Below are 21,046 nucleotides of genomic sequence, written 5' to 3' on the forward strand. Positions count from 1 at the left end.
CGCGCGCGCGGGTCAGAGTGAAATATCGACACTCACCGGAAAGTGGTCGGAGGCCTGCAACAGCGCCTCGCGCAGTTCGGGCGTGCGATAGCAGGCGGGGTCGTCGAACGGGTGCCAGATCCGCCATGCGGGCGCATCGGCGCACAGATCGGGCGAGAGCATGACATAGTCCAGCATCGCCGAGAAATACTGCCCCTGCTCGGGCAGATAGAACCGTGCGGACGAGGGCATCGCGGCCGTTACATGCGGCCTGCGCAGCCGTGCGTGCGGGTCGCGCATCCGCTCGCTGAGCGGACGCCCCTCGCCCAAAGCGATCTCCAGCCCCGAGCGCCCGAACAGCTTTTCGTATTCGTCCAGCCCCGGACCATCGTTGAAATCGCCCAGGACGATCAGGCTGTCGCCCGCGGCCAGATGCGCGTCGATCCGGCGGCGCAGCCAGATGCATTGCGCCAGTTGCTTGCGGCGGTTCTCGATCGCGATGCGGGTCTCGGTTTCGGGACTGGTCGCCCCATGCGGCGCTTTCGACTTGATATGCACCCCGATGAGGCGCAGCTTGCGCCCCGCTTTGGTTTCCAGCGCGACCTCAAGGGGCGGCTTGGAAAACGTCACCGTGTCCATCGTCGCGTCAATATCCAGATCAATGCGCAAAGAGCCGTTAAAGCGCGGCGCCTCGGGGTCGCCCTCTTGCGGGTCATGCACGGCGCTGACCACATCGGGATCGTAAAGCAGCGCGATTTCCTGCTGCGTATCGTTCGAAAACCCCACCAATGCCTTGCGCTGGCGCAACTGGAAATGCGCGGCGAAGGCTTCGAGCATCGGCTCGGTCTGGCGGCGGCTGTTGTTGTCGGGCGCCTCGATCACCATCACGACATCGGCGTCAAGCGCGGTGAACACGATGCCAAGCGCGCCAAGCTGTTCTGCCCGCGTCACGTTATAGCGCGCCGACCACTGGTCATCCTCCAGAAGCTTGCCGTTGCGGTCGAACAGGTTGGTGAACCACTCGACGTTATAGGTCGCGATCCGCATTACGCAGCCCTCCCCTTGATCTCCTCCCAGGCCTTGTTCAGCGCGTGCACGCGGTCCTCGGCCAGACGCACTGCCTCGGGTGGCAGGCCGCGCGCGATGGCGCGATCGGGGTGGGCCTCGCGCACGGCGGCGCGCCACGCCTTGCGCACCGCGTCGATGGGGGTATCCGGCGCAATCTCAAGCACGGTAAACGGGTCGGGATCGGCGTCGGGAACATAGCTCGCCCGAAGCGCGCGGAAACAGCATTCCTCCAGCCCGAAGATCGAGGCGACCTCGTGCAGGAATGCATCCTCGGCCTCGTGATATTCGCCATCCGCCATCGCGATGGTGAACAGCCCCTCGAGCAGGTCTTTCAGAACCGGACTGCCCGCGCCAAACATGCCCGCGATTTTGCGCGCATAGGCATCGAACCCCGCCACATCGGTGCGCGCCATGTTGAACACGCGCGCGGCGTTATCCTCTTCACCCGCTGGGATCTGGAACACGCGGCGGAAGGCCGTCACCTCGTCGCGCGTCACCTGACCGTCGGCCTTTGCCATCTTCGCGCCAAGCGCGATCACCGCGATTGTAAAGGCCACAGTGCGTTCGGGCGGCGCGCGCAGATGGTCAAAGACGCTCGACAGCCCCTCGCCGCGCCCAAGGGCGGCCAATGCATGTGCGATGCGCGACCAAAGAGAAACCGGCTTGTCCATAACTCAAATCTAGCGCGCCCGAAGCCCGATTGCACCACCTTCAAAACCTCGTGCGCATTCAAGCGCCAAAAACACGAAAAGGGCAAGGTTTCCCCTGCCCTTTTACGAATTCATCCGAGCACCGCTTAGCTACGCGCTTTGCGCACGATTTCCAGAATTTCGCGCGCGGCGGCCGGAATATTGGTGCCGGGGCCAAAGATCGCCTTCACGCCAGCCGTTTTCAGGAAGTCATAATCCTGCTGCGGGATAACGCCGCCACAGATCACGATAATATCCTCGGCACCTTTTTCCTTCAGCGCCTCGATCAGCTTGGGCGCGAGGGTCTTGTGACCTGCTGCCTGAGACGAGATGCCCACGACGTGCACATCGTTATCAATGGCGTCCTGAGCGGCCTCTTCCGGCGTCTGGAACAGCGGGCCGACGTCAACGTCAAAGCCGATGTCCGCAAAGGCCGTCGCGATCACTTTGGCGCCGCGGTCATGCCCGTCTTGCCCCATCTTCACGACCAGCATCCGCGGACGGCGGCCTTCGGCCTCGGCGAATGCATCGACGTCTTTCTGGATCTGGGCAAAGCCCTCGTCGCCCTCATAGGCCGAGCCGTAAACCCCTGCGAGCGTGCGAACCTCGGCGCGGTGACGCCCGAACTCGTTTTCCATCGCCATCGAAATCTCTCCAACAGAAGCGCGCGCGCGCGCGGCCTCGACGGCCGCCTCCAGAAGGTTGCCACCCTCTTTCGCGCGCCGCGTAAGCTCCGCCAAGGCGGCCTGACACTTTGCCTCATCACGGGTTGCACGGATGCTGTCCAGACGCGCGATCTGCGCCTCGCGGACCTTGACGTTGTCGATGTCGAGAATGTCGATCGGGTCTTCTTTGGCGAGGCGATACTTGTTCACGCCCACAATCACCTCTTCGCCACGGTCGATCATCGCCTGACGACGCGCGGCCGATTCCTCGATGCGCAGCTTGGGCATGCCGCTGGCAACTGCCTTGGTCATGCCGCCCATTTCCTCGACTTCCTCGATCAGCTTCCATGCCTCATCGGCAAGCTGCGCGGTCAGCGTTTCGATGTAATACGACCCCGCCAGCGGATCGACGACATTGGTCACGCCGGTCTCTTCTTGCAAGATCAACTGCGTGTTGCGCGCGATGCGGGCCGAGAATTCGGTCGGCAGGGCAATCGCTTCATCCAGCGCGTTGGTGTGCAGCGACTGCGTGCCACCAAGGGCCGCGGCCATCGCTTCGTAGGCGGTGCGCACAACGTTGTTGTAGGGGTCCTGTTCCTGCAAGCTGACGCCAGAGGTTTGGCAGTGGGTGCGCAGCATCAGGCTACCGGGTTTCTGCGGGTTGAACTCTTTCATGATCCGCGTCCACAAAAGGCGCGCGGCCCGCAGCTTGGCGACTTCCATGAAGAAGTTCATGCCGATCGCGAAGAAGAACGACAGACGCCCTGCGAACTTGTCGACATCCATGCCTGCGGCAATGGCCGTGCGCACATATTCGCGCCCGTCCGCAAGCGTGTAGGCGAGTTCCTGCACGAGGTTCGCGCCTGCCTCTTGCATGTGATAGCCCGAGATCGAGATCGAGTTGAATTTCGGCATCTCGTTCGAGGTGTATTCAATGATGTCCGCGATGATCCGCATCGAAGGCTCGGGCGGATAGATATAGGTATTGCGGACCATGAACTCTTTGAGAATGTCGTTCTGAATCGTGCCGGACAGAACCGAGCGGTCATGGCCCTGCTCTTCGCCGGTGACGATAAAATTCGCCAGAACCGGAATGACCGCGCCGTTCATCGTCATCGAGACCGAGACCTGATCCAGCGGGATACCGTCAAAGAGGATTTTCATATCCTCGACCGAGTCGATCGCCACACCGGCCTTGCCGACATCCCCCACAACGCGCGGGTGATCGCTGTCATAACCGCGGTGCGTGGCCAGATCGAACGCGACCGAAACACCCTGCTGACCGGCGGCCAGTGCCTTGCGGTAGAACGCGTTCGATTCCTCGGCGGTCGAAAAACCCGCATATTGGCGGATCGTCCACGGGCGGCCCGCATACATGGTCGCGCGCGGGCCACGGGTGAAGGGTTCGATCCCCGGCATGGTGCCCAGATGGTCCAGCCCGTCAAGGTCGGCCTCGGTGTAAAGCGGCTTCACCTCGATCCCTTCGAGGGTGTTCCAGTTCAGGCTGTCGACCGGCTTGCCACGAAGCTCTTTCTCGGCAAGGGCGCGCCATTTTTCTGTCTTGTTGGTCATCGGACCGATCCTTCCTTCGACTGACCCGAGGCGGGGCTGCCCCCCTTGGCGTCTGTTCTGAAATTCATGTCCGGCCCTGCGCGCTTGGCAGGGCCGGAGGAGGCGTTATTCGAACTCCATGATCACATCGTCGACCTTGAGCGAGGCTCCGGCGGCGGCGTTGACCTTCTTCACGATGCCCTTACGCTCGGCGCGCAGGATGTTTTCCATCTTCATCGCTTCGACGGTCGCAAGTGCCTGACCTTCCTGCACTTCCTGGCCTTCCTCGACCGCGATCGAGACCACCAGACCCGGCATCGGGCAGAGCAGGAACTTCGAGGTATCCGGCGGCAGCTTCACCGGCATAAGCTGTGCAAGCTCGTGCTGGCGCGGGGTGCGGACATTGACCTTAAGATCGGCGCCGCGCACGCGCAGGCGGAAGCCCATCGGGATTTTGCCGACCTTGAGCACCAGCGTTTCACCGCCAACCGACAGCGTCGCCAGCGAGTCACCCGGCGTCCAGTCGCTTTCGACGCGCAGCTCCGAACCATCGTCAAAGCGGATGGTCGAGCCTTGCTTGTCGGCCGAAATCTGAACCGTGAAATCCTCGTCTTGCAGGCTCACGACCCAGTCGTCACCGACTTTACGCTCGTGGTTGCCAAGCGTCCCCGAGATGCGCGTGCGGCGAATCTCGGCCACACGGTTCATCGCGGCGGCTGCGGCAGCCACGCGTTTGAGCGTGTATTCCCCCAGCGTCACACCCTCGAACCCTTCGGGATATTCCTCGGCGATGAAGGCCGTGGTCATATCGCCCGAGCAGAACTTCGGATGGTCCATCACCGCCGAGCAGAACGGCAGGTTGTGGCCGATGCCCTCCACCTCGAAGGTATCCAGCGCCAGACGCATTTCCTCGATGGCATGCGCGCGATCCTCGCCCCAGGTGCAAAGCTTCGCGATCATCGGGTCGTAATACATCGAGATCTCGCCGCCCTCATAGACGCCGGTATCGTTGCGCACGATGCCGCCGCTGGCACTTTGGCCTTCGACCGGCGGGCGATATTTGGTCAGGCGCCCGATCGAGGGCAGGAAGTTGCGATAGGGGTCTTCGGCATACAGGCGCGATTCCATCGCCCAACCGTTGATTTTCAGATCTTCCTGCTTGAAGGGCAGCGACTCGCCGTTCGCCACACGGATCATCTGCTCGACAAGGTCGACGCCGGTGATCAGCTCGGTCACGGGGTGCTCCACCTGAAGGCGGGTGTTCATCTCAAGGAAGTAGAAATTCTTGTCGCCATCGACGATGAATTCCACCGTCCCCGCCGAGGCATAGCCCACAGCCTTGGCCAGCGCGACCGCCTGCTCACCCATCGCCTTGCGGGTCTCGGGGTCAAGGAACGGCGAGGGTGCCTCTTCGATCACCTTCTGGTTCCGGCGCTGGATCGAGCATTCCCGCTCGTGCAGGTAGACGCAGTTGCCGTTCTTGTCGGCCAACACCTGAATTTCGATGTGGCGCGGCTGGGTCACGAACTTCTCGATGAAGATACGGTCATCGCCAAACGAGTTCGCAGCCTCGTTCTTGGACGACTGGAAGCCCTCACGTGCCTCGGTGTCGTTCCACGCAATCCGCATCCCCTTGCCGCCGCCGCCGGCAGACGCCTTGATCATCACCGGATAGCCGATCTGCTGCGAGATTTTCACCGCCTCTTCCGCGTCCTCGATCAGGCCCATATAGCCCGGAACCGTCGAGACACCGGCCTCTTGCGCGATCTTCTTCGAGGTGATCTTGTCGCCCATCGCCTCGATCGCGGGGGACGGCGGGCCGATGAAGGCAACGCCTTCTTTTTCAAGCGCTTCGGCGAATTTCATGTTCTCGGACAGGAAGCCATAGCCCGGATGCACAGCCTCGGCACCGGTCTGACGGATCGCATCCATGATCTTGTCGATCACGATATAGGACTGGTTCGCGGGCGGCGGACCGATATGAACGGCCTCGTCGGCCATCTGCACATGCAGTGCCTGCGCATCGGCATCGGAATAGACGGCAACCGTCTTGATGCCCATCTTGCGTGCCGATTTGATCACGCGGCAGGCGATCTCGCCGCGGTTTGCGATCAGGATTTTCTTGAACATGTCGGTCCCTTCCCATCGGGTGCAGAGGTCATTACCCCCGCCCCGCTCTTCGTGATTTCAGATCGATCGGTTGAAACAAAAACGCCACCGGAGGACAGTCCCCCGGTGGCGGTATTCAGCGATGGTGCTGCGCGGCGCGAACGGACGTTCAGGCGCGGCGTGCGGTAAAGATCAGCGGCAGACGCCCGCGTCGTCGCAATAGGTGCCCGTAAGCGCGCCGACGGCTGCGCCGGCAACGATGTTGGTATCAAGCACATCCGCGACGATTGCGCCCGTGGCGGCACCCGCAAGGGCGCGCTCGCCATCGGTCTGCATACAGCCCGCGACTGCCGTTGCGCCAAGAAGCGCGAGAAGGAAGAGAGATTTACGCATGTGGAACTGCCTCCGTTCTGAGTAGTTATTCCAGTGAATCCTACTCCGATTTCGGGAAGTTCCAAGTTCATTTCAGCGTGATAGCCGCGCAATTGCCCGCAATCGGCAAAGTTGCGCCAAAGCGACGCATCCCCAAGGGATCCGGCCCGAAGGCCGGATCTGTCGATCGGGGAAGGGATAGGGATCAGCTTGCCGCCGTTCTGCGACGGGTTCGCGCAAGCCAGATCATCATGCGCCCCGCGGCCCGCGCTGGCAAAGCCAAACTGCGGGCGCGCGCAACCATGCGCAACAAAGCGCCGATTGACGGGGGCGCACGGCAGGATCATGCCCAATCCCCCTCGTCATCGTCCCAATCAAAGGCGTCAGGATTTGCGAAGACCTCGGAAAACGAGACCTGCGCCTTTGCCACATCAATTTTCAGAAGCGCGTCATAGGATTCGGGGTCAAACGGCTCTTCGGCGGGGACAACCTCGCGCCCGAAGAGCCAGCTCAGCCGCCCGGCGTCCAGATTGCCGCGCTCGAACGGTTCTTCGCCGAAATGCGCCCAAAGCGCCGCCATGAAACCGGCGTCCGCGCGACGATCCGCAGGCGCGCGGTCCTTGAACCGCTCGCGTCGGATAATCTTGGTCGCGCCGTTCTTATTCGCGCGTCGAATGGTGAATTGGTAATCCGTTCCCGACAAACGGCCGGGGAAGAAACGGTGTTTCAGCATCTGATGCCCTCCTGTATCTGAGGCTGCATCAGGCATACCACGGGGGCGAGTGCAAGCGCCCGCCCCCGTGAAAGATCACTCAAACGGGTCCGGCGGCCAGCGCCAAACCCCGTTTCGGGATTATTTGTATTTGCCGGTGTAGGCCGGTTCGACCGAGACGGGCTCGGGCATCGGCTCGGGCTTCGGAGCGCAGGCGGCTGCGAATGCAACGAGAGCGAGAGCGACAAAAACTTTCTTCGACATAGACTTCTCCTGTCCGTGCGGCGCTTACCGGTCATCCGGCGGCCGGTTTTGGTTTCAGGCACAACAACTTGCCCGCCCGCGAGAGTAGCGCGGAAATCGGCAAAGGCGAAGCGAAACTTTGGCGACGCGCAGGGGGCGACAAAAGGCTGCGCGCCCTGCCCCTGTATCGCCTGCCAAGTCTCGCGCCGGTTGCGCATCAGAAAAACTCCCATTCGCACACCCCGTCGCTGACAGAGTAGGCTTCGAAATATTGCACCGCCTCGGGGACGGCTTCGCCCAGTGGCACGATCCTGTCTGACAGGCTCAGCACCACCTGTTCGGGTTGCGGCGCCCCGCCCGACGGCAATCTGGGCGCCACATAGGTCTCGCACAGCGCCGTAATATCCAGCAGCGCCACATCCGGCGACAAAGCCCCGACACCGCCGATCCGCGGCGCCAGAAACCGGAAGCGGTAGGTCAATCCCTGCGGCCCTTCCTCGGTCTGTGAGGCATCCACCCACCAGACCTCTTGACCGGAGGGAACCGGAATTGCCGCGCCGAAAGTGCCCTCGGGGCCAAGCGGCCCTTCCGGCGCGTTTTGGGCTCCGGCAGACACAGCGAAGATCAGAGCAGTCACCAGACCGCTAGCCAATCCGCCCTTCGCCCTACCTGCCGAAAAGCCCATCAAGCCCCCTTACAGCGGAATATTGTCGTGTTTTTTCCACGGGTTAGAGAGCTTTTTCGAGCGCAGAGACGCAAAGGCACGCGCCACACGGCGGCGCGTCGAACGCGGCTGGATCACCTCGTCGATGAAGCCTTTTTCCGCCGCCACAAACGGGTTAGCGAAACGGTCTTCGTAGTTCTTGGTGCGCGCCGCGATCTTTTCCGCGTCGCCCAGTTCCGAGCGATAGAGGATCTCAACTGCACCCTTCGCGCCCATCACCGCGATCTCGGCGGTCGGCCAGGCGTAGTTGAAATCGCCGCGCAGGTGCTTGGAGGCCATAACGTCATAAGCGCCACCATAGGCCTTGCGCGTGATCACCGTGACCTTCGGCACGGTTGCCTCGCCATAAGCGAACAAGAGCTTCGCGCCGTGCTTGATAACCCCGCCATATTCCTGCGAGGTTCCCGGCAGGAAGCCCGGCACGTCAACAAGCGTCAGGATCGGAATTTCGAACGCATCGCAGAAGCGCACGAAACGCGCGGCCTTGCGCGAGCTGTCAATATCAAGGCAGCCCGCCAGAACCAGCGGCTGGTTGGCGACAACGCCCACGGTCTGCCCTTCGATGCGAACGAAACCGGTGATGATATTGCCCGCGTAATCCTTTTGGATCTCGAAGAAATCGCCCTCGTCAGCGATCTTCTGGATCAGTTCCTTCATGTCGTAGGGCATGTTCGGGTTCGCCGGAACCAGTGTATCAAGCGAATCCTCGACCCGCGCGACATCGTCAAAGAACGGGCGCACCGGCGCCTTCTCGCGGTTCGACAGCGGCAGGAAGTCGATCAGACGGCGGGTCTCGGCAATGGCCTCGACGTCGTTCTCATAGGCGCCATCCGCGACCGAAGATTTCTTGGTGTGGGTCGAAGCCCCGCCCAGTTCTTCGGCGGTCACGACCTCGTTCGTCACGGTCTTCACCACGTCGGGACCGGTCACGAACATGTAGGACGTGTCTTTCACCATGAAGATGAAGTCGGTCATCGCAGGCGAATAGACCGCGCCACCTGCACACGGCCCCATGATAAGGCTGATCTGCGGCACCACGCCCGAGGCCATGATGTTGCGCTGGAACACCTCGGCATAGCCCGCAAGCGAGGCCACGCCTTCCTGAATCCGCGCACCACCCGAATCGTTCATGCCGATCACAGGCGCGCCATTTTGCATCGCCATATCCATGATCTTGCAGATCTTCTCGGCGTGGGTTTCCGACAGCGAGCCGCCAAACACCGTGAAGTCCTGCGAGAAGACATAGACCATGCGGCCGTTGACCGTGCCCCAGCCCGTAATCACGCCATCGCCCGCGGGTTTATCCGATTCCATGCCGAAATCGGTGCAGCGGTGCGACTTGAACATGTCGAATTCTTCGAAGGAATCCTCGTCCAGCAGCAGCTCGATACGCTCGCGCGCGGTCAGCTTGCCTTTTTTGTGTTGTGCGTCGATGCGGCGCTCGCCGCCGCCAAGGCGCGCCTGTGCACGACGCTCTTCCAGCTGTTGCAGGATATCTTTCATGGACTCCCCTCCGAAGGTTTGGCGCACCCTAGCTTGACGCAAGTTTATTACAAAGCGGATTTGCGTAAATTTGCAAAAAATTGGCAGATGCGTGATTGCGAATTGCAAATCTGCAAAAACGCGGCCTCTTGACCGGACCTGCGGTTTGGCTGCAATGGCGCAAATGCCCCGGAGGCCTCATGCCCGCCCCTCTTGCGACCGCTTTGCTTTTGCTCGCCTCGAACGTCTTTATGACCTTCGCGTGGTATGGCCATCTGAAATTCAAGACCACCGCGCTTTGGGTGGTCATTCTGGCAAGCTGGGGAATCGCGTTTTTCGAATATACCTTGCAGGTTCCGGCCAACCGGATCGGGCATGGTGCGCTCAGCGCCGCGCAACTCAAGACGATGCAAGAGTTCATCTCGCTCAGCGTTTTTGCCGTGTTCAGCTGGGTCTATCTGGGCGAGAGGATGGGTTGGATGGGGCTTGGCGGCTTTGCCCTGATCGCAATCGGTGCCGCGCTGGTATTTCTGGACCGCTAGAAGCGTGGCATTTGACGCGGACGCTTTGCAAAGATAGGCTGATCTTTGCAAACCAACCCACCGAGGCTCCATGGCGACCCAGAAACTTTATGCAGGCGTCAAGCTGCGCGAAACCCGCACGCGATTGGGGCTGACGCAGAAATCCTTTGCCGAGCGGCTGGGGGTCTCGCTGCCCTATCTGAACCAGATGGAAAACAACCACCGTCCGGTTTCGGCGGCGGTGGTTCTGGCGCTGGCGGGCGAGTTTGGTCTGGATGTGACCGAGCTTTCGGCGGGCGATGCCGAACGGCTTGTCTCGGATATGCGCGAGGCGCTGGCCGACCCGATCTTTGCCGACGCCGCGCCCCCCCTGGCCGATCTGCGCCTGACCGCCTCGAACGCGCCCGCCCTCGCCCGCGCCTTCCTTGAGATGCACCGATCATACCGGCAGGCGCATGAACGGCTGGCTTCGCTCGACGAGGCATTGGGCCGCGAAGGCGCGCAAACCGTGGTCAGCCCGTGGGAGGAGGTGCGCGACTTCTTTCATTATTGCGACAACTATATCGACGCCGTGGACCGCGCGGCCGAGCATTTCATCAGCCCGAACGGCAAGGTGCTGGACCCGATCGCACGCGCGACCGAGGCGCTGCGCGCGCGCGGCATCGAAGTGCAATTCGCAGAGACCACGGACCTGCGCCAGCGCGCGGGCAATGTGCTGCGGATCGGCGCCCATGCGGGGCGGGCAACGCAGGCGTTTCAATTGCTGCATCAGGTCGCGCTGATCTCGCAAAACGACCTGCTGGAGGCGACGCTGGATCTGGCGCGTTTCCAGTCCGAGACCGCGCGCTCCATCGCGAAAATCGGGCTGGCCAACTATTTCGCGGGCGCCGCCCTTCTGCCCTATCGTGCCTTCCTTGAGGCGGCGCAGGAAACCCGCCATGACCTTGAACGTCTGGCCGATATTTTCGGCGCCTCGATCGAGCAGGTGGCGCATCGGCTGTCTACGCTTCAGCGTCCCGGCGCCAAGGGCATCCCGTTCTTCTTTGTGCGCGTCGATCAGGCGGGCACTATCACCAAGCGCCACTCGGCCACGCGCCTGCAATTCGCCCGTTTCGGCGGCGCCTGCCCCCTGTGGAACGTGCATCAGGCCTTTGAAACCCCGACAAAATTCCTGCGCCAACTGGCCGAGACGCCTGACGGGGTGCGCTATTTGTGTCTTGCGCGCGATGTGTCGAAACCGGGGGGCAGCTTTACCGCGCCGGTGCGCCGTTACGCGATTTGTCTGGGCTGTGAGGTCAGCCATGCGCGCGGCCTTGTTTATGCCGACGATATGGAGCTGAACACGCCCAAGGCCTATCAGCCAATCGGGATTTCCTGCCGGATCTGCGAGCGCAAGGATTGCCACCAGCGCTCGGTCCCGCCGCTGGAGCGCCGGCTTTCGGTCGATCCGAACCGCCGCGGCCTTCTGCCCTACGACATCGACTAAAAAAGCCCCGGGTTTCCCCGGGGCTCCAGTTGCTTGATGCCTGTTCGCGCCTTAGGCGGTCGCAAGCATCTGCGCGATCTCATCTTTCAGCGCGGCACGCTGCTTGCGCAGGGCCGTCTCCGCTAGCTGCTCCATCGGCTCGACAAGGGTCTCTGCGCGGTGGACCTGATCATTGATCTCGTCATACTGGTCCAGCAGCTTGGAGAAGTGCGCGTTCGACACTTTCAACTCGTGCAGCTTTTCCATTGCATGAGGAAATTCTTCCTGCAGCGTGTGCGGGGTATTGGACATAGAGGCGTCTCCCTTCTTCTGTTACGATCAGAGAGTAGCCCGCCCGCCGGAAACGCGCCTTGACTGGTGTCAATATCGAAAGAAAATTTGCCACACGCCCGAAGGCGACGCGACAAATCAGGGCTGGAAAATCCCCTGATCGGTCACGATAAGGTCCAGCTTCTGGTCCGTCGGCTCGGTCGGCACATGTGCCATTTCCTGCCCTGCAAAAGCAAACCCGATGGCCGTAACCGGACCGGCCGCGCGCAGCTTTTCCAGCGTGCGGTCATAAAAGCCGCCACCATAGCCCAGCCGGAACCCGCGCCGGTCAAAGGCCAGAAGCGGCACGATCAGAACCTCGGGCGTGATCTCGGTGCGGTCAGAGGGGACCATGACCCCGAAAGCACCCTCTTCCATCTGCGCGCCCTCGTGCCACGACCGGAAGCTCAGCGGCGTATCGGGCGCATCGACCACCGGCAGGCACAGCGGCCCGTTATGCGAGGCCACCGCCGGACGCGGGTCCAGCTCGGTGCGGATCGGCATATAGAAGGACAGGCGTTGCCCCGCGTGATGCGCCAGCATCGTCGCCAGCCAGTCATTGGCCCGCGCCGAACGCTCGGCGCCATCTGCGAACAGCGCCGCACGGGTTTTATAGGCCGCAGCGCGTGTCTGTTGTTTCGTCATAGCAATATCACTCCGGCCAGCCCAAGGAAGGCGAAGAACCCCACCACATCGGTCACCGTTGTCACAAAGGTGCCCGAGGCCAGTGCAGGGTCCGCGCCCAGTTTCTCAAGCGTAAGCGGGATCACGATCCCCGCCAGCGCGGCAACGACCAGGTTCACCACCATTGCGACACCGATCACAAGGCCAAGCTCTGCCGTGCCGAACCAGAACCACGCAACCGCCCCCATCGCCAGCGCGAAGGTCAGCCCGTTCACCAGCCCCACCATGCCTTCGCGTCGCACGACCCGCCAGACGTTGCTTTCGGTCAGGTCGCGGGTGGCCAGGGCGCGCACAGCAACCGTCAGCGTCTGCGTGCCCGCGTTACCGCCCATCGAGGCGACAATCGGCATCAAGACCGCCAGCGCCACCAGCTTTTCGATGGTCCCTTCAAACAGCGCAATCACGCTGGAGGCCAGAATCGCAGTCAGCATATTCACGAACAGCCACGGGATGCGCTGACGCACGGTTTCGATCACGGTGTCGGTAATAGCAGAGTCGTCGCCCACACCTGCAAGGCGCAGGATGTCCTCTTCGTGTTCCTCGTCCAGCACCGACATCGCGTCGTCGATGGTAATCACACCGACAAGGCGCTCGTCATCATCAACAACCGGCGCAGAGATCAGGTGATACTGGTTGAATGCATAAGCGACGTCGGCCTCTTCCTGATAGGCCGAGATCGTGCGGAAGCTCTCTTCGGCAATCGTCGCAAGCGGCGTCGCCCGCGTCGTCGCCAAAAGCCGCCCAAGCGTCACATAGCCCACCGGATGATGCGCCGGATCGACAAGGATCACATGGTAGAACTGATCGGGCAGCCATTCAGCGCGACGCAGGAAGTCAATCGCCTCGCCCACGGTCCAATGCTCGGGCGCGGTCACCACCTCGCGCTGCATCAGACGGCCGGCAGAATATTCAGGATAGGTCAGCGACTGCTCGACCGCGACACGGTCGCTTTCGTCCAGCGCGTCGAGAATCGCCTCTTGTTGCGGCTCTTCGAGGTCTTCGATCAGGTCGACAACGTCATCCGAATCAAGCTCGCGCACCGCGTCCGCCAGAACGTCAGCCGGCAGTTCGGCGATAACCTTGTCGCGAATCCCCTCGTCGATTTCCGAGAGGACGTCGCCGTCCATCTCATGGCCCCACAGGCGCAAAATCCCGCGCCGTTCGTGGCCCGAAACCTGTTCCAGAAGGTCGGCGATGTCAGCGGCGTGCAGCGGTTCAAGCTGTTCGGCAAGGCGCGCGGCGTCCTCGGCCTCGACCGCCTCGAGGATTTCATCGACGAGATCAGCGTCGAGACGAAAATCCTCTTCTTCGCGTTCGAGTTCTTCTTCGCGCTCTTCCGCCATCCGCCCTACATCCCCCGTGTTCTCGCGCGGCGGAGATTAGCCGGACGGGCCGCGGAAAAACAGGGGGCCGCCGGAAAAAACCCTGAAAAGCGGCGAGAAAATAATCGCGGATTTACCTGTGCGGTCCGCGCGCATAGCATGGCACCGAAGGAGACCCGCGATGCCCCACCTCTTACTCGGCCAAGTGCTTTATTTCTCGGGAAATCCCCTGCGAGAGGGGCTGGAGACCGCCCATCATATCCGCCGCGGCGCGGTGCTGGTCGAGGGCGGGCATATCGCCGCCGTGGGCGAGGCGGACAGCCTGCGCGCCACCCACCCCACCGCGCAGATCCACGATTATGGCGAGCGGCTGATCTCGGCGGGATTTGTGGATGCGCATGTGCATTATCCGCAAACCGCGATCATCGCGAGCTGGGGCAAGCGGCTGATCGACTGGCTCAACAGCTATACCTTCCCCGAAGAGATGCGCTTTGCCGACCCCGCCCATGCCGCCGAAATCGCCAGCAGCTATTTCGATCTGGCGATCGCGCATGGCACGACGACGATGTGCTCCTATTGCACGATCCACCCCGAAAGCGTCGAGGCCTTCTTTGCCGAGGCCGGGCGGCGCGGGATGCGCGCGCTTGGCGGCAAGACCTGTATGGACCGCAACGCCCCCGAGGGGCTGCGCGACACGGCCCAATCGGCCTATGACGACAGCAAGGCGCTCTTGCAGCGCTGGCATGGGGTGGACCGGCTTGGCTATGCAATCACCCCGCGCTTTGCCCCCACCTCGACGCCCGAACAGCTTTCGGCCCTTGGCGCGCTTTGGGCCGAGCATCCCGACTGCCTGATGCAGACCCATCTGAGCGAGCAAACCGACGAAATCGAATGGGTCAAATCGCTGTATCCGCAGGCGCGCGACTATCTGGACATCTACGAATCCCACGGGCTTCTGGGGCAAAACGGCGTTTACGGCCACGCGATCCACCTTGAACCGCGCGAGCGGGCGCGGCTTTTGGAAACCGGTGCGGCACTGGCGCATTGCCCGACGTCGAATACCTTTATCGGCTCGGGGCTGTTCGACATGGACGGGCTGTCGCGCGACGGCGCGGTGATCGGGCTGGCCACGGATACCGGCGGCGGCTCGTCGTTTTCGATGCTGCGCACGATGGCCTCGGCCTATGAGGTCGCGCAACTGTGCCACCGCCCGCTGCATCCGGCAGAACTGTGGTGGCTGGCGACCCAAGGCTCGGCCGAAGCGCTGCGGATCAGCGACAAGGTCGGCAATCTGGCAGCGGGGATGGAGGCCGACCTGATGGTGATCGACCTCGCCTCGACCGACGCGATTGCCCAACGCCACGCGCGGGCGGATAGCTTCTGGGAGGCGCTCTTCCCGACGATCATGATGGGCGATGACCGCGCGATTTCGGACATCTGGATCAACGGTATCCGCCAGCGCTGAAACGGGGTGCGCAGCGTCCCGGCGCGGCGCGCGGGGCTCGATGCCCCCAAGCCGCGCAAGCCCCGGCTTCGGACGCGCCATTCGCGAATTGGTCAGGACAAACACACAAAGGATTGCGCGAAGCGGTCAGAATTGGTAATAGAACATAACCAATTCAACCCGAAGGAGTTGTCATGCCCGTCATCACCTGCATCGAAGACCTCAAGCGGCTGCATAAAAAACGCACGCCCAAGATGTTTTACGATTACGCGGAAAGCGGCTCCTACACCGAACAGACCTTCCGCGAAAATACCTCCGACTTCGCCCAGATCCGCATCAACCAGCGTGTCGCGGTCGATATGACGGGGCGCTCGACGGGCACCAAGATGCTTGGGCAGGATGTCTCGCTTCCGGTCGCGCTTGCGCCCGTTGGCCTGACGGGGATGCAGCGCGCCGACGGCGAGATCAAGGCCGCCCGCGCAGCCGCGAAATTCGGCGTGCCTTACACGCTGTCCACGATGTCGATCTGCTCGATCGAGGATGTGGCCGACAACACCGACGCGCCCTTCTGGTTCCAGATCTACACACTGACCGACGACGATTATAACACCCGCGTCCTGCAACGCGCGCGGGCGGCTGGCTGCTCGGCCCTGGTTATCACGGTTGACCTGCAGCTTCTGGGGCAGCGCCACAAAGACCTGAAAAACGGCCTGACCGCGCCGCCGAAATTCACCGTGCCGGTGATGCTGGACCTCGCGACGAAATGGCGGTGGGGGCTCGAGATGCTGGGCACCAAGCGCCGCTTCTTTGGTAATATCGTGGGCCATGTCGACAGCGCGGCCGATCCGTCCTCGCTGGCCTCCTGGACGGCCGAGAAATTCGACCAGTCGCTCAACTGGGACCGCATCCGCCGCCTGATGGATATGTGGGGCGGCAAGGTGATCCTCAAGGGCATCCTGCACCCCGAAGACGCCGAACGCGCGGCGGCTGCGGGCGCCGATGCGATTGTGGTTTCGAACCACGGCGGGCGCCAGCTTGACGGGGCGCTCTCGTCGATCCGCGTGCTGCCCTCGATCGTGGACGCCGTGGGCGACAAGACCGAAGTCTGGCTCGACAGCGGCATCCGCTCGGGTCAGGACATCCTGAAGGCGATGGCGCTTGGCGCGAAAGGCACGATGATCGGGCGGGCCTATGTCAACGGGCTTGGCGCGATGGGCGAGGCGGGCGTCACCAAGGCGCTGGAAGTCCTGCAAAAGGAACTGGATACCTCGATGGCGCTGTGCGGCGAGAAAAGCGTGCAAAACCTGCACCGCGGCAACGTGCTGGTGCCGAAGGGGTTTCTGGACACCTATACCTGAGCGAACGCCCCTAAGACCTTGCGCCAGAGACCTCAGCCTGTATCGTTCGGGAGTAACCCCACCCGAACGAGAGGTCGTTATGACTCCAGAAGATAGCAATTTTGAAGCCTTCAGCACCGACGACATCAACGCCCAGCATACCGCGCTGGCCAAACGCCTTGCGAGCCTGAACGTCAGCTATAACGAGAACACCATCGCGACGCGCGTCTCTGGCAATCTGAACTACAACTGCCGCCAGTTCCGCTATCGTTATTCGGATTTTTCCGGCGATGTCGTGTTCTTCGACCAAAACTTTATCGCCGCGGGTGCCTGCGTGCATACGAACCTGCGGCTGAACCTGCGGACGGACTCGGTCTGGTCGCTCGAATTTGACGACGCATCACGCACGGTGACGCTCAACGCTGGCAACAGCTCGGCCGTATTCGTGAACCCGAACGCGCCTGATGCGACGGCAAGCCTGCGCTTCTCTATCCCCGAAAATCGTGTGATCTTTGCCGTGCGTAAAACCGTCTCGTTCGGAGGCTGCACGCTCAATCCGGGATCAAGCATAATCATCAACGGCTGACCCCTTTTCCCTTGCCATCTTGGCGGATTCCGCGTAAGGCCAGCGCCTCATGGGCCCGACACCCTTGGAGGCGGCCCGGAACTTTTAACTTGGAGATACCAAAATGGCTAAAGAGATCGAAACGATCGAAGCCGTCGTGCGTTCGGGGACGGGCAAGGGGGCCGCTCGGCAAGCACGTCGTGAGGGCTATGTGCCCGGCATCGTTTATGGCGACGGTAAAGACCCTGTTGCCCTGAACTTCGACTACAACAAGCTGCTGACCCGCCTGCGCAAGGGCCGCTTCATGTCGACGCTGTTCAACCTCAAGGTTGAAGGTCAGGAAGACGTGCGCGTGATCTGCCGCGGCGTTCAGAAAGACGTGGTCAAGGATCTGCCGACGCACATCGACTTCATGCGCACCCACCGCGCATCGCGCATCAACCTCTTCGTCCACGTTGAGTTCATCAACGAAGACAAGTGCGTTGGCCTCAAGCGCGGCGGCACCCTGACGATCGTCCGTCCGGAAGTGGAACTGAACGTTCTCGCCGGCGACATCCCCTCGCAGATCGTTGTGGACCTTGAAAAGCACAAGATCGGCGACGTCATCCACATCTCGAACGTCGTGCTGCCCGAAGGCGTCAAGCCGACCATCGAGCGTGACTTTGTGATCGCCAACATCGCCGCACCGAAAGGTCTGGGCGGTGGTGCCGACGACGAGGAAGAAGCAGCCGCCGAGGAATAATCCTCCGGTTCTTCGACAAGGATCAGCGCGAGGCCTCGGCCTCGCGTTTTTCATTTTGCGCCCTTGGCCCTGACCCGCTATCACCCGCAGGACAAAGGAGAGTGCCATGCAGCTTTGGGTTGGTCTCGGGAACCCCGGGGCGAAATATGCGATGAACCGTCACAACATCGGCTTCATGGCGCTGGACCGCATCGCCGCCGATCACGGCTTTGGCCCGTGGCGCGCCAAGTTTCAGGGGCAGGTCAGCGAGGGGCGCTTCGGCTCGGCCCGTGTGGTATTGCTCAAGCCCGAGACCTTCATGAACCTGTCCGGTCAATCCGTGCGCGCAGCCGCCGATTTCTACAAGGTCGCGCCCGAGGACATCACCGTTTTCCACGACGAGCTGGACCTTGCCCCCGGCAAATGCCGCCATAAGGTTGGCGGCGGGCACGCGGGCCATAACGGGCTGCGCTCGATCCATCAGCACATGGGCGCAGACTATGCCCGCGTGCGCCTTGGCATCGGCCATCCGGGCGATAAGGCGCGGGTCGCGGGCTATGTCCTTTCCGATTTCGCCAAGGCCGAGGGCGACCTGCTGGACGACCTTCTGCGCGGGCTGTCGGATGGTGCTCCGATGCTGGCGGCGGGCGAGCCGCAAAAGTTCCTGAACGCGGTCTCGCTGCGCGTGGCACCCCCGCGCTCGTCCACCGGCACCGGCGCCCCGAAGGCGCCAGCCGCGACGCCTGCGCCCAAGCCCGACAGCGCCCCTCTCAGCCCGTTCGAGCGGCTCAAGGACCACTTCCGGCGCGACTAGCCCTTGCGGCCCCTCACGGGGCGCGCCAAGCCCCCTACCCGCCGCTCTCCTGCATCTGCTCCCATTCCAGCGTGCGGATCGCCTCGAAATCGGGGAAGAGCGCGTCAATGCAGGTGTCGTGGTATTTGCTGCCCGGATAGCTATCAAGCAGCGTCACGCGGATGCGCTGAAGCCTGTGGAAATCCCCCAGCAGCAATTCCTGCGGCTCGTGCGTGTCGCGCGCCTCAAGAAACACCGAAAGCCCCGTGTCGGTCTCGATCAGCAGGTGGCGTGGGCGGGCGTTTTCAGAATAGCTGACCTCCCCGCGCCGGACATAGCCGTTATACAGAACCAGCCGGTCCAGCGGGTAAGGCTCGTTCAGGCGCAACTCGATCCACTCGCCCGTGCCATCGCCCGCCACGCCCTCGCACCAACCCGCAGCATCGGGCGCAAACACCCCTGCGGGCCGATAGGAATACTTGCCCGCCGGAAGGGCCGACGAGGCGCAAACCGTATAGCCGTCAACCAGTTCGGTCATGATCGGGTTGACGTCGCACACTTCGGCGCCCGCATTCCCCGCCATCAGGCCCACCACCACTGCAATTCCGAGAGTGTTTCGCATGAATACCCCTTTCCCGCGCGCCAAAGGGATCATGCGCCGCCCCGCGTGCCCGCGCCATGACCGAGGTCAAAACGCAAAAGACCGCGCACGAGGCGCGGCCTTTGGAAACCCAAGAGGGCAGATCTTACTTGATCTTGCCTTCTTTGTATTCCACGTGCTTACGGACAACCGGGTCGTATTTCTTCACGGTCATCTTTTCCGTCATGGTGCGGGCATTCTTCTTGGTCACATAGAAGTGCCCGGTGCCCGCCGAGGAGTTCAGACGGATCTTGATCGTCGTCGGCTTCGCCATTTTCGTCTCCATAGCACTGGGCGGTCGGGAATGGCCCGCTCGCCCGCGAAATCCTTGAAGCCCGCCTTTTAGCCAGCATCGGGGCGGAGTCAACCATGAAACCCGCGCTCGGGTGAAAAATTCGTTCCCCGAGCGCAGAAATATTTTTGCGCCCCCTCAGATAAAGGGTTTTCCCATCGCCTTGTGGATCTCGGACAGTTTTGCGGTCTCAAGCCCAAGCGCCGAGGCAAGCTGCGCGAGATATTGCTTTTCGGCCTCGGTATCGACGGTAATCGCCATCAGGGCCGCCGAATAGACCTGCGCCTTGGTGGCATCGCCCGCAGCCGCCGCAAGGGCCGCTACGTCAACGGGCGCGTCAAGCTCGGCCTGAACAAAGGCGATCTCTTCGTCGGTGGCATCGCCTAGGTGATCGAGGATATTCTGGCGCTCTTCCGCGTCGATCTCGCCATCCGATTTGGCGGCCTGAATCATCGCGCGGATCATCAGCTTGGCCTGATCTTCCATCATCGCGTTGACCGGAGTGCCAGCGGTGACTGCCGACATCATGTCGCCCAAGCCTTTGGCCCCAGCCGCCGCAGCCCCCGTCATCGCCCCCATGAGCGACCCAAGACCGGCCTCGGTCGCCTCGGTTGCGGTGGCGGCCTGCGCGCCGAATTTGGCGAACATGTCGCGCACCGCATCCTTGCCGCCCGGCACACCGAATTTCTCGGCCATCTCGCCCATCTGGTCGCCAATGCCGCCCGGAGTCCCTGCCCCGCGCAGCGCCTCCTTCATGCCGTCCATCCCGCCCATCTTGCGGAACTTGTCGACGCCTTTGGCTGCCGCGAATCCGACCGCCAGCGTGGCCAGTGTTTTGACAAAACTCATCCTACTCTCCTTTGAACAACGCGGGCGGGCATCAGACCGCCGCGACAACCTCTGCAAGCATTCCTTTGACCTTGGTCGCGACCTCGCCCAGATGTGGGTTCTCGATCGCCTGCATCGAGGCGATCGGGTCCACCGCCGACACTTCGACGCCGCCCTCGACCGCGCGCAGAATCACGTTGCACGGCAGCATCGAGCCAATTTTCGGTTCATGTGTGATCGCCTGAAACGCGAGCTTCGGATTGCACGCGCCCAGAATTTTATAGGCAGGCATATCCGCGTCGATCTTGGCTTTCATCGTGGCCGAGACGTCAATCTCGGTCAGCACGCCGAAACCGGCATCGGCAAGGGCGGCACGGGTGCGCGCCTCGACTGTGGCGAAATCGGCGTCAGAGATCACACGGTCGATTGTATAGCTCATGGGGTAGCTCCTTCTGGTCGCCCCATTGGCGCGCGAAGAGACGCGCCCGTCAAGCCGCATGGGCCTACATT

General features: G+C 62.2%; 23 protein-coding genes. 7 read left to right on the forward strand and 16 right to left on the reverse strand.

Annotated features, from left to right (window positions below; genetic code table 11):
• Positions 1-12: 12 nt before the first annotated feature.
• The 9 genes from RYZ20_RS10590 to RYZ20_RS10630 all read right to left on the reverse strand — a co-directional run bounded on the left by RYZ20_RS10590 (position 13) and on the right by RYZ20_RS10630 (position 9,615).
• Positions 13-1,026 (reverse strand): endonuclease/exonuclease/phosphatase family protein, encoded by a 1,014-nt coding sequence (locus RYZ20_RS10590; RefSeq protein WP_317673255.1) that lies wholly within the window; start codon positions 1,024-1,026, stop codon positions 13-15.
• On the reverse strand, positions 1,026-1,718 hold the full coding sequence (locus RYZ20_RS10595; protein ID WP_317673257.1) for a TerB family tellurite resistance protein: 693 nt from the start codon (positions 1,716-1,718) through the stop codon (positions 1,026-1,028). Before RYZ20_RS10595 ends, RYZ20_RS10590 begins: the two co-directional genes overlap by 1 nt.
• 125 nt (positions 1,719-1,843) lie before the next feature.
• The gene (gene scpA / locus RYZ20_RS10600; RefSeq protein ID WP_317673259.1) at positions 1,844-3,973 is read right to left on the reverse strand and encodes a methylmalonyl-CoA mutase; all 2,130 of its coding nucleotides are present in this window, start codon (positions 3,971-3,973) and stop codon (positions 1,844-1,846) included.
• Positions 3,974-4,078: 105 nt separating this feature from the next.
• On the reverse strand, positions 4,079-6,082 hold the full coding sequence (locus RYZ20_RS10605; RefSeq protein ID WP_317673261.1) for an acetyl-CoA carboxylase biotin carboxylase subunit: 2,004 nt from the start codon (positions 6,080-6,082) through the stop codon (positions 4,079-4,081).
• Between the two features lie 171 nt (positions 6,083-6,253).
• The gene (locus RYZ20_RS10610; protein ID WP_317673263.1) at positions 6,254-6,454 is read right to left on the reverse strand and encodes a hypothetical protein; all 201 of its coding nucleotides are present in this window, start codon (positions 6,452-6,454) and stop codon (positions 6,254-6,256) included.
• Between the two features lie 322 nt (positions 6,455-6,776).
• Positions 6,777-7,166, reverse strand: a complete 390-nt coding sequence (locus tag RYZ20_RS10615) for a hypothetical protein (RefSeq protein WP_317673265.1) — start codon at positions 7,164-7,166, stop codon at positions 6,777-6,779.
• Positions 7,167-7,286: 120 nt separating this feature from the next.
• Positions 7,287-7,409: a hypothetical protein gene (locus RYZ20_RS10620; protein ID WP_317673267.1), complete on the reverse strand. Its 123-nt coding sequence runs from the start codon at positions 7,407-7,409 to the stop codon at positions 7,287-7,289.
• Positions 7,410-7,605: 196 nt separating this feature from the next.
• A complete protein-coding gene (locus RYZ20_RS10625) occupies positions 7,606-8,025 on the reverse strand; it encodes a DUF6497 family protein (RefSeq protein WP_317673269.1) in 420 nt (139 codons plus the stop codon).
• 57 nt (positions 8,026-8,082) lie between these two features.
• Complete coding sequence (locus tag RYZ20_RS10630; protein ID WP_317673271.1) at positions 8,083-9,615, reverse strand: acyl-CoA carboxylase subunit beta; 1,533 nt, start codon at positions 9,613-9,615, stop codon at positions 8,083-8,085.
• Positions 9,616-9,794: 179 nt separating this feature from the next.
• Between RYZ20_RS10630 and RYZ20_RS10635 the strand changes: the two genes are divergently transcribed.
• Together RYZ20_RS10635 and RYZ20_RS10640 are read left to right on the forward strand one after the other, a co-directional pair.
• On the forward strand, positions 9,795-10,136 hold the full coding sequence (locus RYZ20_RS10635; protein WP_317673274.1) for a DMT family protein: 342 nt from the start codon (positions 9,795-9,797) through the stop codon (positions 10,134-10,136).
• Between the two features lie 70 nt (positions 10,137-10,206).
• Positions 10,207-11,601 carry a helix-turn-helix domain-containing protein gene (locus RYZ20_RS10640; RefSeq protein ID WP_317673276.1) on the forward strand — a complete coding sequence of 465 codons (1,395 nt, stop codon included), beginning with the start codon at positions 10,207-10,209 and terminating at the stop codon, positions 11,599-11,601.
• 51 nt (positions 11,602-11,652) lie between these two features.
• Here the strand turns inward: RYZ20_RS10640 and RYZ20_RS10645 are convergent, their stop codons facing one another.
• The 3 genes from RYZ20_RS10645 to mgtE form a co-directional block, all read right to left on the reverse strand.
• Positions 11,653-11,892, reverse strand: coding sequence for an HP1242/YdcH family protein (locus RYZ20_RS10645; protein ID WP_317673278.1), 240 nt, complete (start codon positions 11,890-11,892; stop codon positions 11,653-11,655).
• Positions 11,893-12,009: 117 nt separating this feature from the next.
• Complete coding sequence (locus RYZ20_RS10650; protein ID WP_317673280.1) at positions 12,010-12,555, reverse strand: 5-formyltetrahydrofolate cyclo-ligase; 546 nt, start codon at positions 12,553-12,555, stop codon at positions 12,010-12,012.
• The gene (gene mgtE / locus RYZ20_RS10655; protein ID WP_317673282.1) at positions 12,552-13,937 is read right to left on the reverse strand and encodes a magnesium transporter; all 1,386 of its coding nucleotides are present in this window, start codon (positions 13,935-13,937) and stop codon (positions 12,552-12,554) included. Before mgtE ends, RYZ20_RS10650 begins: the two co-directional genes overlap by 4 nt.
• A 160-nt stretch (positions 13,938-14,097) precedes the next feature.
• Between mgtE and guaD the strand changes: the two genes are divergently transcribed.
• From guaD to pth, 5 genes are all read left to right on the forward strand, one after another.
• Positions 14,098-15,381, forward strand: coding sequence for a guanine deaminase (gene guaD, locus RYZ20_RS10660; RefSeq protein WP_317673285.1), 1,284 nt, complete (start codon positions 14,098-14,100; stop codon positions 15,379-15,381).
• Positions 15,382-15,554: 173 nt separating this feature from the next.
• Positions 15,555-16,718, forward strand: coding sequence for an alpha-hydroxy acid oxidase (locus tag RYZ20_RS10665; RefSeq protein WP_317673287.1), 1,164 nt, complete (start codon positions 15,555-15,557; stop codon positions 16,716-16,718).
• Positions 16,719-16,797: 79 nt separating this feature from the next.
• Positions 16,798-17,283 (forward strand): hypothetical protein, encoded by a 486-nt coding sequence (locus RYZ20_RS10670; RefSeq protein WP_317673289.1) that lies wholly within the window; start codon positions 16,798-16,800, stop codon positions 17,281-17,283.
• Positions 17,284-17,386: 103 nt separating this feature from the next.
• A complete protein-coding gene (locus RYZ20_RS10675) occupies positions 17,387-18,004 on the forward strand; it encodes a 50S ribosomal protein L25/general stress protein Ctc (protein WP_317673291.1) in 618 nt (205 codons plus the stop codon).
• Positions 18,005-18,110: 106 nt separating this feature from the next.
• A complete protein-coding gene (gene pth, locus RYZ20_RS10680) occupies positions 18,111-18,797 on the forward strand; it encodes an aminoacyl-tRNA hydrolase (RefSeq protein WP_317673293.1) in 687 nt (228 codons plus the stop codon).
• 34 nt (positions 18,798-18,831) lie between these two features.
• On the opposite strand, the gene RYZ20_RS10685 is transcribed toward pth, so the two are convergent.
• From RYZ20_RS10685 to RYZ20_RS10700, 4 genes are all read right to left on the reverse strand, one after another.
• A complete protein-coding gene (locus tag RYZ20_RS10685; RefSeq protein ID WP_317673295.1) occupies positions 18,832-19,398 on the reverse strand; it encodes an NADase-type glycan-binding domain-containing protein in 567 nt (188 codons plus the stop codon).
• 124 nt (positions 19,399-19,522) lie between these two features.
• Positions 19,523-19,690: a 50S ribosomal protein L33 gene (rpmG, locus tag RYZ20_RS10690; protein ID WP_317673297.1), complete on the reverse strand. Its 168-nt coding sequence runs from the start codon at positions 19,688-19,690 to the stop codon at positions 19,523-19,525.
• A 156-nt stretch (positions 19,691-19,846) separates the two neighbouring features.
• Positions 19,847-20,557 (reverse strand): DUF533 domain-containing protein, encoded by a 711-nt coding sequence (locus RYZ20_RS10695; protein WP_317673299.1) that lies wholly within the window; start codon positions 20,555-20,557, stop codon positions 19,847-19,849.
• A 31-nt stretch (positions 20,558-20,588) separates the two neighbouring features.
• On the reverse strand, positions 20,589-20,975 hold the full coding sequence (locus tag RYZ20_RS10700; RefSeq protein ID WP_317673301.1) for a DUF302 domain-containing protein: 387 nt from the start codon (positions 20,973-20,975) through the stop codon (positions 20,589-20,591).
• Positions 20,976-21,046 lie beyond the last annotated feature (71 nt).

The organism is Pseudothioclava alba, from assembly GCF_033100795.1.
GTDB lineage: Bacteria > Pseudomonadota > Alphaproteobacteria > Rhodobacterales > Rhodobacteraceae > Pseudothioclava.

Coding starts and splice junctions, on each gene's coding strand:
- RYZ20_RS10590 (WP_317673255.1), bottom strand. CDS start 1,026: ATGCGGATCGCGACCTATAACGTCGAGTGGTTCACCAACCTGTTCGAC.
- RYZ20_RS10595 (WP_317673257.1), bottom strand. CDS start 1,718: ATGGACAAGCCGGTTTCTCTTTGGTCGCGCATCGCACATGCATTGGCC.
- scpA (WP_317673259.1), bottom strand. CDS start 3,973: ATGACCAACAAGACAGAAAAATGGCGCGCCCTTGCCGAGAAAGAGCTT.
- RYZ20_RS10605 (WP_317673261.1), bottom strand. CDS start 6,082: ATGTTCAAGAAAATCCTGATCGCAAACCGCGGCGAGATCGCCTGCCGC.
- RYZ20_RS10610 (WP_317673263.1), bottom strand. CDS start 6,454: ATGCGTAAATCTCTCTTCCTTCTCGCGCTTCTTGGCGCAACGGCAGTC.
- RYZ20_RS10615 (WP_317673265.1), bottom strand. CDS start 7,166: ATGCTGAAACACCGTTTCTTCCCCGGCCGTTTGTCGGGAACGGATTAC.
- RYZ20_RS10620 (WP_317673267.1), bottom strand. CDS start 7,409: ATGTCGAAGAAAGTTTTTGTCGCTCTCGCTCTCGTTGCATTCGCAGCC.
- RYZ20_RS10630 (WP_317673271.1), bottom strand. CDS start 9,615: ATGAAAGATATCCTGCAACAGCTGGAAGAGCGTCGTGCACAGGCGCGC.
- RYZ20_RS10635 (WP_317673274.1), top strand. CDS start 9,795: ATGCCCGCCCCTCTTGCGACCGCTTTGCTTTTGCTCGCCTCGAACGTC.
- RYZ20_RS10640 (WP_317673276.1), top strand. CDS start 10,207: ATGGCGACCCAGAAACTTTATGCAGGCGTCAAGCTGCGCGAAACCCGC.
- RYZ20_RS10645 (WP_317673278.1), bottom strand. CDS start 11,892: ATGTCCAATACCCCGCACACGCTGCAGGAAGAATTTCCTCATGCAATG.
- RYZ20_RS10650 (WP_317673280.1), bottom strand. CDS start 12,555: ATGACGAAACAACAGACACGCGCTGCGGCCTATAAAACCCGTGCGGCG.
- mgtE (WP_317673282.1), bottom strand. CDS start 13,937: ATGGCGGAAGAGCGCGAAGAAGAACTCGAACGCGAAGAAGAGGATTTT.
- guaD (WP_317673285.1), top strand. CDS start 14,098: ATGCCCCACCTCTTACTCGGCCAAGTGCTTTATTTCTCGGGAAATCCC.
- RYZ20_RS10665 (WP_317673287.1), top strand. CDS start 15,555: ATGCCCGTCATCACCTGCATCGAAGACCTCAAGCGGCTGCATAAAAAA.
- RYZ20_RS10670 (WP_317673289.1), top strand. CDS start 16,798: ATGACTCCAGAAGATAGCAATTTTGAAGCCTTCAGCACCGACGACATC.
- RYZ20_RS10675 (WP_317673291.1), top strand. CDS start 17,387: ATGGCTAAAGAGATCGAAACGATCGAAGCCGTCGTGCGTTCGGGGACG.
- pth (WP_317673293.1), top strand. CDS start 18,111: ATGCAGCTTTGGGTTGGTCTCGGGAACCCCGGGGCGAAATATGCGATG.
- RYZ20_RS10685 (WP_317673295.1), bottom strand. CDS start 19,398: ATGCGAAACACTCTCGGAATTGCAGTGGTGGTGGGCCTGATGGCGGGG.
- rpmG (WP_317673297.1), bottom strand. CDS start 19,690: ATGGCGAAGCCGACGACGATCAAGATCCGTCTGAACTCCTCGGCGGGC.
- RYZ20_RS10695 (WP_317673299.1), bottom strand. CDS start 20,557: ATGAGTTTTGTCAAAACACTGGCCACGCTGGCGGTCGGATTCGCGGCA.
- RYZ20_RS10700 (WP_317673301.1), bottom strand. CDS start 20,975: ATGAGCTATACAATCGACCGTGTGATCTCTGACGCCGATTTCGCCACA.